The 8,868-nt window shown below is 67.5% G+C and carries 10 protein-coding genes; 6 read left to right on the top strand and 4 right to left on the bottom strand.

What is annotated here, in order from left to right; all coding sequences use genetic code 11:
- The first annotated feature begins 153 nt into the window (after positions 1-153).
- From AB0M65_RS38825 to AB0M65_RS38810, 4 genes are read left to right on the top strand one after another with little or no spacing between them, the layout of a single operon-like run.
- Positions 154-447, top strand: a complete 294-nt coding sequence (locus AB0M65_RS38825; RefSeq protein WP_364039927.1) for a DUF503 domain-containing protein — start codon at positions 154-156, stop codon at positions 445-447.
- 29 nt (positions 448-476) lie between these two features.
- A complete protein-coding gene (gene rbfA, locus AB0M65_RS38820) occupies positions 477-953 on the top strand; it encodes a 30S ribosome-binding factor RbfA (protein WP_364039924.1) in 477 nt (158 codons plus the stop codon).
- Positions 934-1,800, top strand: coding sequence for an alpha/beta hydrolase-fold protein (locus tag AB0M65_RS38815; RefSeq protein ID WP_364039921.1), 867 nt, complete (start codon positions 934-936; stop codon positions 1,798-1,800). Before rbfA ends, AB0M65_RS38815 begins: the two co-directional genes overlap by 20 nt.
- A 19-nt stretch (positions 1,801-1,819) precedes the next feature.
- Positions 1,820-2,074 (top strand): hypothetical protein, encoded by a 255-nt coding sequence (locus tag AB0M65_RS38810; RefSeq protein WP_364039918.1) that lies wholly within the window; start codon positions 1,820-1,822, stop codon positions 2,072-2,074.
- Positions 2,075-2,302: 228 nt separating this feature from the next.
- Here the strand turns inward: AB0M65_RS38810 and AB0M65_RS38805 are convergent, their stop codons facing one another.
- The 4 genes from AB0M65_RS38805 to AB0M65_RS38790 all read right to left on the bottom strand — a co-directional run bounded on the left by AB0M65_RS38805 (position 2,303) and on the right by AB0M65_RS38790 (position 6,292).
- The gene (locus AB0M65_RS38805; RefSeq protein WP_364039916.1) at positions 2,303-3,250 is read right to left on the bottom strand and encodes an ABC transporter substrate-binding protein; all 948 of its coding nucleotides are present in this window, start codon (positions 3,248-3,250) and stop codon (positions 2,303-2,305) included.
- 20 nt (positions 3,251-3,270) lie between these two features.
- Positions 3,271-4,035, bottom strand: a complete 765-nt coding sequence (locus AB0M65_RS38800) for an amino acid ABC transporter ATP-binding protein (RefSeq protein ID WP_364039913.1) — start codon at positions 4,033-4,035, stop codon at positions 3,271-3,273.
- Positions 4,032-4,967, bottom strand: a complete 936-nt coding sequence (locus AB0M65_RS38795; RefSeq protein WP_364039910.1) for an amino acid ABC transporter permease — start codon at positions 4,965-4,967, stop codon at positions 4,032-4,034. Before AB0M65_RS38795 ends, AB0M65_RS38800 begins: the two co-directional genes overlap by 4 nt.
- Before the next feature lie 281 nt (positions 4,968-5,248).
- The gene (locus tag AB0M65_RS38790) at positions 5,249-6,292 is read right to left on the bottom strand and encodes an SAM-dependent methyltransferase (protein WP_364039908.1); all 1,044 of its coding nucleotides are present in this window, start codon (positions 6,290-6,292) and stop codon (positions 5,249-5,251) included.
- Positions 6,293-6,317: 25 nt separating this feature from the next.
- Here AB0M65_RS38790 and AB0M65_RS38785 point away from each other — a divergent pair, with 25 nt between their 5' ends.
- Entirely contained in the window at positions 6,318-7,331 is a 1,014-nt protein-coding gene (locus AB0M65_RS38785) for a DHH family phosphoesterase (protein ID WP_364039905.1), read from the top strand.
- An 80-nt stretch (positions 7,332-7,411) separates the two neighbouring features.
- Positions 7,412-8,737, top strand: a complete 1,326-nt coding sequence (locus AB0M65_RS38780; protein ID WP_364039903.1) for an MATE family efflux transporter — start codon at positions 7,412-7,414, stop codon at positions 8,735-8,737.
- Positions 8,738-8,868: the final 131 nt, after the last annotated feature.

Here is an 8,868-nt window from a genome sequence, read left to right as displayed (position 1 = left end):
CCGAGATCGGCGACACGGAATTCGGCGGCGTCGGCTACCTCACCTTCAGCACGCCCGCGCCGCTGAGTGAACGCGATCTCGCGATGCCATGGGGTGACCTCGGCGTGGACGTCGTCGTCGAGTCGACAGGCTTCTACACAACCCAGAACCCACATGTTCGTAGGAGCTTTGGAGCTCGACATCCTGCTGGGCGACGTTCACTCGCTCAAGCAGAAGCGATCCGTGATCAAGCCGGTGCTGGCCGAGGTACGCAGGCGATTCGACGTCTCCGTCGCCGAAGCCGGTCATCAGGACCTGCACCGGCGTGCGCTGGTCGGAGTGGCCGTGGTCGCGGCGAGTGGCGAGCAGGTCCGAGACGTGCTCGACTCGTGTGAGCGCCTGGTGGCGGGCAGGCCGGAATTCGAACTGCTTTCCGCCCACCGCCGGCTGCTCGGCCCGGATGACTGACAGAAGACTTCACGAGGAGACGAAAACCCATGGCCGACCCCGCTCGGGCTCGTAAGCTCGCCAAGCGGATCTCGCAGATCGTCGCACACGCGATCGAGCACGACATCAAGGATCCGCGGCTCAACTACGTGACGATCACCGACACGAAGATCACGGCGGACCTTCACGACGCGACGGTCTACTACACGGTGCTGGGCGAGAACCTCGAGTCCACTCCCGATCACACCGGTGCCGCGGCGGCACTGGAATCCGCTCGTGGCGTTTTGCGCACGAAGGTCGGGCAGGGCACGGGAGTCCGCTACACGCCGACACTGGCCTTCGTGGCCGACAGCATTCCTGAGGACGCCAAGCGCATCGAAGATCTCCTCGCGAAGGCCAGGGAGGCCGACGCTGAGGTCGCCCGCCGGGCGACCGGCGCGCAGCATGCCGGAGAAGCCGACCCGTACAAGCCGCCGCGGGAAGAGGCCGAAGACGATGAGTTCGCCGATGAGGAGACCCGCAGCTGAGGGAGCAGGCCACGCCGTGAGCCGGCGTGGGTTGTTGCTGGGTGCGGCCGCGCTGGGGGGTTCGGCGCTGCTCGCGGGCTGTGGTGAAGACAAACGTCCGCTGGTGGGGCCGCTTCCGGTGGACCCGCCCACCCGGCCGACGCCGTTGACCGAAGCCGTCACCGTGCAGCAGATGCGGTCGGCGGCCCGGAACAAGACCGTCAATCTCGTCGTCATCGCGCCCGACGGTGTGTCGCGGGTCGGCATGCCGGTCTGCGTCGCACTCCATGGACGCGGCGCCGATGCCAGGACGTTCCTGGACCTCGGCGTGCAGAAGGCGTTGAACCAGGTCGTCGCGGCCGGTCTGCCCGGTTTCGCGGTGGCCGCCGTCGACGGTGACAACTACTGGGTGGACGTCGGCAAGGGCGACGACCCGCAGCGGATGCTGTCGCAGGAACTGCCCGGCTGGCTCGCCCAGCGCCAGTTGCGGCCACCCACGGCGATGTTCGGGATCTCGATGGGCGGATTCGGCGCGCTGCGCTACGCCCGTGAGCACAAGGACATGAAGGCGGTCGCCGTCGCGAGTGCCGCGATGTTCGTCAGCTGGCCCGATGCCAAATCCCGCAAGGTCTTCGCCGACCGGGAACAATGGGAATCGCATGAGCCGTTGCTGCACACCGGCGATCTCACGGCGTCGTCGACCGGCGTCTGGTGCGGGAACTCGGATCCCTTCGTCCGCGCCGACCGCAAACTCATCAAGGAACTGAACCCCGCCGTCGGGAAGATGTCCCCCGGTGAGCACAACGACGACTACTGGCGGGGCATCTTGCCCGAAGTGTTGAAGTTCGTCGGGGAACGCATCACCTGATCGGGGTCATCCTGGAGAGATGAGCATCCAGGAACAAGCCCAGCAGGTGGACGCGCTCGCCGACCAGGTCCCCACCGGCGTCGCGCTGGCGACCAAGGCCGAACTCGAGGCGATCCAGAACCAGGTGGTGGCGTTGCTGGGGCACACCGCCACCGCCGACACCCTGCAGGGCGCCATCCAGAACGCCGCCGGTCTGGTCGACGACCTGACGGCGGCCCTGGAGAACGTCAAGATCCAGCTGCGAGACGTGGCTCAGCACCACCTCGGCGGCTGACCCCACCTCCGCCCCGCCGCCCCCACCCGTAACTCGCGTGCTGGAAGACGCAACTCGCGTGCTTGAAGGCGTAACTCGCGTGCTGGAAGACGCAACTCGTGAGTTCCGCCTTTAAGCACGCGAGTTACGTCTTTAAGCACGCGAGTTACCTCTTTAAGCACGCGAGTTACGGGTTTGAGCACGCGTGTTCCGCCGAAGGGACGCGGCGGGATCGCCGCAACTAGAGGACTACTTGCGCGGGAGGCCCTGCGGGTTGATCTGCGAGGCGTCGACGGCCTCGTTCCCCAGGTTCCAGCGTTTGAGCACCTCGGCGTACTGGCCGTTCGCGAGCACGCTCTGGATGGCCTGGCGCAGCGGTTCGACGAGCCCGTTGCCCTTCTTGGTCATCGCGGCGATGTCGGCCGGGATCTGGCCGCCGCCGGAGACGGTGCCGACGATCTTGGTCTGCCCGTCCACGGCGACGTGGTACGAGGCCGTCGGGTTGGGGCCGGCGTAGGCGTCGATCCGGCCGGATTGCAGCGCGAGATAGTAGTCGGTGGTGTTCTGGAAGTACTGGAACTCCACCGGCTTCAGGCCCGCGGCCTTGTTCTGCTCGTCCCAGCGCACCAGGATCTGCTCCTGGTTCGTCCCGGAGCCCACCCCCACCTTCAGCCCGGCGATGTCCTTGGGTTCCTTCACCGTCAGGTCGCGGTTCTTCTTGACCTCGAAGGCGATGGTGTCCTTGCGATAGGTGGCGAAGTCGTACTTGTCCTTGCGTTCCTCGGTCACCGTGATGTTGGAGAACCCGGCCGCGTACTGGCCGGTCTCCACCGACAGGAAGAGGTTCTCCCAGGACGTCGCCTGGAGATCGAGTTCCAGGCCGAGTACGTCCGCGACCAGTTGCGCGATGTCGGTCTCGACGCCGATCACCGTCTTGTCGTCGTCGGCGCGGAATGACAGCGGGGGAGTGCCGTTGCCGGTGGTGCCGACGGTCAGTTTCCCGGTGTCGCGTACTGCTTTCGGGACGAGGTTCGCGACGGCGTCGACCTTCTGCGCACGGATCCGGTTCTGCTGTGCGCTGATGTTGACCCTGCCGGTACCGGCCTCGGGCGCGGCGGGGGCCGCGGCCTCGGTCGTCCCGCACGCGGCCAGCGCGGCCGCGGACAGGAGCAGGATCGGGTACAGGAGCTTTCTCACGGTGGTACTCCTAGCTTTCCTTAAAGGACTTTTTCGAGGAACGCCTTGGTGCGGGGATGCTCCGGCGCGTCGAGGACCTGAGCGGGCGGGCCTTGCTCGACGACGCGGCCGGCGTCCAGGAACACCACGGTGTCGGCCACTTCCCTGGCGAAGCCGATCTCGTGGGTGACGACGATCATCGTGGTGCCGTCCCGGGCGAGCCTTTTGAGCACATCGAGCACCTCGCCGACCAGTTCGGGGTCGAGCGCGGACGTCGGTTCGTCGAACAGCAGGACTTCGGGCCGCACCGCGAGCGCGCGGGCGATCGCGACCCGTTGCTGCTGCCCGCCGGACAGTTGCCGCGGATAAGCGTCCGCCTTGTCGGAAAGGTCGACGAGGGCGAGCAGTTCGCGTGCGTGGACCGTCGCCTCCGCGCGGGTCCGGCGCTGCGCCGAAACCGGTGCCTCGACGATGTTCTCCAGCGCCGTCAGGTGGCCGAACAGGTTGAAGTTCTGGAACACGAAGCCGATCCGCGTGCGTTGTTTGAGGATCTCGCGTTCGCGGAGTTCGTGCAGCCGGTCGCCCGCGCGCCGGTAGCCCATCAGTTCGCCGCCGACGCTGATGAAGCCGCGGTCGGCGCGGTCGAGGTGGTTGATCAGCCGGAGCAGGGTGGACTTGCCGGAGCCGGACGGGCCCAGCACCACGGTCACCTCTCCCGCCCGGACCTGGAGGTCGACCCCGTCGAGTACGGTCAGCGCGCCGAAGGCCTTGTGCACTCCCCGGACGTCCACCTTGAAGTCGCTCATCGGGGCATCGCCTTCAGTTTCGCCAGACCGGCGCGGGCTCGCTCCAGCGGTGTGGGCGGGACGGTGCGCAACGCGCCCTTGGCGTAATACCGTTCGACGTAGAACTGCGCCACCGAAAGAAGAGTGGTCAGCAGCAAGTACCAGGCGGTGGCCACCAGCAGCAGCGGGATCACGCGGCCGCTGCGGCTGTAGATCACCTGGACCTGATAGAAGAGTTCCGGCAGTGCCATCACGTACACCTGCGAGGTGTTCTTGACCATGCCGATGATCTCGTTCGCCGCGTTCGGCACGATGGAGCGCATCGCCTGCGGCAGCACGATTCCGCGGAATTGCCGTCCGGCGGGGATGCCCAGCGCGGCGGCCGCTTCCCGTTGTCCCTGGTCGACCGACAGCAGCCCGGCCCGCACGATCTCGCCGGAGTAGGCGGCCTGGTGCAGTCCCAGCCCGAGCCCGGCCGCGAGGAACGGCGGGATCAAGCTCATCGTGTCCACCGAGAAGAACGACGGGCCGAACGGGATACCGAACGAAAGCTGGTTGTAGAGAATGGCGAGGTTGTACCAGAAAAGCAGCTGGAGAATGAGCGGGACCGAGCGGAAGATCCAGGTATAAGTCCAGCTGACCGAACGCAGGAACGGATTCCGGGAAATGCGCATGATCGCGAGAATCGTGCCCAGCACGAAACCCGATACCACGCCGAAGACCGTCAATTCCACCGTCAGGACGATCGAGGAGAGAACGGCGTCGGCGAACACGTAATCGGCGACGACCGACCATTCCCAGGCCTGGTTGGTCACCAGTGCGTGTCCGGCCATGGCCACCAGTACGGCGACGACCGCCGCGGCCAGCCAGGTCAACGGCCGCCGGGCGGGCACGATCTTCAACTGCTCCTCCGGCCGGGCCGGTGCCGGTGGCGCGTCGAGGTCACTGGTCATAAGACACCTGTCTCGCGGGAAATGGGCAGCACGAATTCAGCGAAAGCGGGGAAGATCGAAAAGGAAAGGTCGTCGATGCGGCGGTGAGCGCCGATTTCCTTCTCGTCGAGCCGACTTTAGGAAGTTGTGCCCGTTCCGGTCAACGAAGCCGGTGCCGGTTCCAGATGGTGGAAGGCATGGACCACTGGGGTGCGTTCGCGAGTAGAGGACTGGTCGCGGTGGTTGGCGACACGAACTACCGCAAGAAGAGGACTACTCGCGGTGATCGGGGACGGACCGCGTCAGGCGGGTTTGGCGGCGACGATCAGGTCCCGCACGATCGCCTGGTCGACCCGGTGGGAGAACTCGGCGAACGGCCCGTCCTCGCGGACTTCCAGCCCGGCCTTCTCCAGGATCGCCGTGAGTTCCGCGCGCGGCGCGACGTTGGTGTTCCACGAGATGCCGAGCGCGCCACCGGGACGCAGCACCCGCGTCCAGACCGGGACGGCCGCCGCGAGCAGGTCGCGCGGGCTGCGGGCGAGTGACGCGTCCTGGGTGCGGTGGCTGCCGTGCTGCACGCCGTAGGGGGCGTCGGTGACGATGAGATCGACGGAGTTCGGCCGCAGCAGCTCGTCCGTGGTGAGCGTGTCGCAGTTGAGGTAACTCAGCTTGCGGACCTCGCCGGCCTTGTACTGCTCTTTGGTGATCCCGAAACCGATGTCGAGCCGCCTGCCGAGCCGGACCTTGTTACGCCGCACCTGACCGGATTCGGCGGTGTGCTTGATCCGCTTCTGCTTCAGCCAGGTCTTGACGAACAGCTCGTAGGAGTCGAAATCCTTGCCGTCGACGTCGAGTCCGGTCGCGTCGAAGCCGTACATCATCGCCTGGTTCAGCGTGGTGCCGCGGCCGCACAGCGGGTCCAGCAAGTGCAGTGGCTTCTCCAGCAGCGCGGCAGGGTCCGCCGTCGAAAGCAGGGTGACGTTGACGAGGAGTTTGGTGAACAGCTCGTTCGTCTTTCCCGGGTACTTCTGGATGGTCAGCAGATCCGAGTCGAAGTTCGCCAGCGGGCTGATCGTCACCGGCTTCAGGCCGCCGTCGCCGACCTCGAACAACGCGTAGAGCGCGGAAAGGTTCGAAAGGAGCGCGAGATCGCGTTCACTCAGCGGCGCGGGCGTGCTGAAGGTGAGGTAGCCGACGCCGCCGAATTCCGTGTCGCCGATCTCGGAGATCTCGGTCTCCAGCGCGGACAGGCCGAACACCGCCAGCTCCGCACGCAGCAGGGCCGGGGTGGAGTCGGTGTAGACCCGGTTGGCGGACGGGTAGACCAGGATCGCGTACTCGGACATCCCGCAGAGCGTAGCTTGACTGATTGTGACGACCACTTTGGCGCAGGACCTCAGGGACGCCGCCGCCCTGCTGGCAAGCGCGAACGACGTGACATTGCTCGGCCACGTGCGTCCGGACGCCGACGCGCTCGGCAGCGCGCTGGCCTTGGGCCGCGCCCTCCAGCTACGCGGTGGCGTCAAGGTCCGCGTGTCGGTCGGCGAACCCGAGGAGATGCCCGAAACCCTGCGGGGGCTGGACGTCGGCGGGCTCTACGTTCCGGCGAGCGAGCTTCCGGAGAGTGAACAGCTGCTGGTCGCGCTCGACACGCCGACCCCGGGCAGGCTCGGGAAACTCGCGCCGCGGGTGGACGCCGTCCGTGCGGCAGGCGGCGACGTGCTGGTGATCGACCACCACGCCTCCAACGTCTTCTTCGGCACCAAACACGTCGTCGACGACACCGCCGAGGCCACCGCCGTCCTGGTCTTCGCCCTCCTGGCGGAACTCGGCACCGAACTCGACGAGCCGATCGCGCGATGCCTGTACGCGGGCCTCGTCACCGACACGAGCGGGTTCCGCCGGGCCCGGCCGTCCACGCACCTGATGGCCGCGAAGCTGCTCGAAGCCGGTGTCGACCCGGACAAGGTGGTTCGCGAGATCGTCGACGATCACCCGTTCGCATGGTTGCCGATGCTCTCGGACGTCCTCTCGGATGCCCGGCTCGAGCCTGATGAGGCGCAAGGCTTCGGGCTCGCGTACGCCGTCGTGACCCTCGATGCCGCGCGGACCGTGCGTTCGGAGGAGGTCGAAGCGGTCGTCGACGTCGTCCGGTCCACTCGGGAGGCGGGAGTCGCGGTGGTGCTGAAAGAGGCCGAGCCCACGGGACCGCGGCGGCGATGGCAGGTCTCGCTCCGCTCGAAGGGCGGCGTCGACGTCTCGGCCGCGGCCGGGGAACTGGGTGGCGGCGGACATCGCCAGGCGGCCGGATGCACCGCGGAGGGCACGGCGGACGAGGTGCTCGGCAAGCTGAAGGCGGCACTGCGGAGGGCGCCGCTGCTGTGATCCGGTTCGGTGAGGCCGAACGGCCGGTAATCGTCTTCCCGGCGGATGGGACTGTCGTACCAGACCTTTAGTCTGCTGAGGTGCCTGAAGCTTCTGACATCGACGAGCGCATCCCGCCGAGACGTGTGCTCGGGCTCGCCGTGCCCGCCCTCGGTGTGCTCGCGGCCGAGCCGCTTTACGTACTGGTGGACACGGCAGTCGTCGGGCATCTCGGCGCACTTCCGCTGGCCGGGCTCGCCGTCGGCGGCGTGGTGCTCTCGCAGGTTTCGAGCCAGCTGACGTTCCTCTCTTACGGCACCACGTCGCGGACCGCGCGGCTGCACGGCGCCGGACGTCGTCCCGAGGCGGTCCGCGAAGGTGTCCAGGCGACCTGGCTGGCGGTGATCGTCGGCCTCGTCGTGATCCTCGCCGGGCAACTGCTGGCCGGGCCCATCGCGCGGGTGCTTTCCGGTGACGACGCGATCACCGACGCCGCCGTCTCGTGGCTGCGGATCGCGTTGTTCGGGACGCCGTTCATCCTGATCACGATGGCCGGGAACGGCTGGATGCGCGGGGTGCAGGATTCCGCGAAACCGTTGCGCTATGTGTTGGCGGGCAACGGGATCTCCGCCGTGCTGTGTCCGGTGCTGGTGTACGGCGCGGACTGGGGGCTGGAAGGTTCGGCGATCGCGAACGTCGTCGCGCAGGTGATCTCGGCGTCGCTGTTCATCGCGGCCTTGGTGCGGGAGCGGGTGCCACTGCGGCCCGAGCCGAAGGTGATGCGTGCCCAGCTGGGCCTCGGCCGCGACCTGGTCCTGCGCAGCCTCGCCTTCCAGGCGTGCTTCGTCTCCGCGGCCGCCGTCGCCGCCCGGACGTCCACGGAGGCCGTCGGCGCGCACCAGGTCGTCTTGCAGCTGTGGACGTTCCTCGCGCTCGTGCTGGACTCGCTCGCGATCGCCGCGCAGTCACTCGTCGGGGCCGCGCTCGGTGCCGGTTCGAGCAAACGGGCGCGGGGCGTTTCAGGTCAGATCACCTGGTACGGACTGATTCTCGGCTGCTTCCTCGGCGTCGTGTTCGCGTCGCTGGCCGGGGTACTGCCACAGGTGTTCACCGCGGACGCGGGTGTGCTCGGCGAGATCCCGCACGCGTGGTGGTTCTTCGTCGCGCTGCAACCGATCGCCGGCGTGGTGTTCGCGCTGGACGGCGTCCTGCTCGGCGCGGGCGACGCGGCGTTCCTGCGTAACGCGACGCTCTTCAGCGCGGGGCTGGGCTTCCTGCCGCTGATCTGGCTGTCACTCGCGTTCGGGTGGGGACTGGCCGGGATCTGGACCGGGCTGTCGTTGTTCATGGTGCTGCGGCTGGCGACCCTGCTGGTGCGGTGGCGTTCGGGCCGGTGGGCCGTGGAAGGCGCCGTCCGCGCGGCCTGAGGTGTGTCATGAGGGGTCCCCATCGGACAAATTTCGTCCGCGCGGCAGGCTTGCCCCCGTCATGCGACTGCTCGTCCGACTCCCGGTGCCCGTATTCGGACTACTCCTCGGCCACGAGTGGTTCGTCGACC

Source organism: Amycolatopsis sp. NPDC051071 (assembly GCF_040682875.1).
In the GTDB taxonomy this organism is placed as follows: domain Bacteria; phylum Actinomycetota; class Actinomycetes; order Mycobacteriales; family Pseudonocardiaceae; genus Amycolatopsis.
The sequence above is the reverse complement of the archived record's forward strand: the minus strand, read 5'-3'. Positions and strand labels throughout refer to the sequence as shown.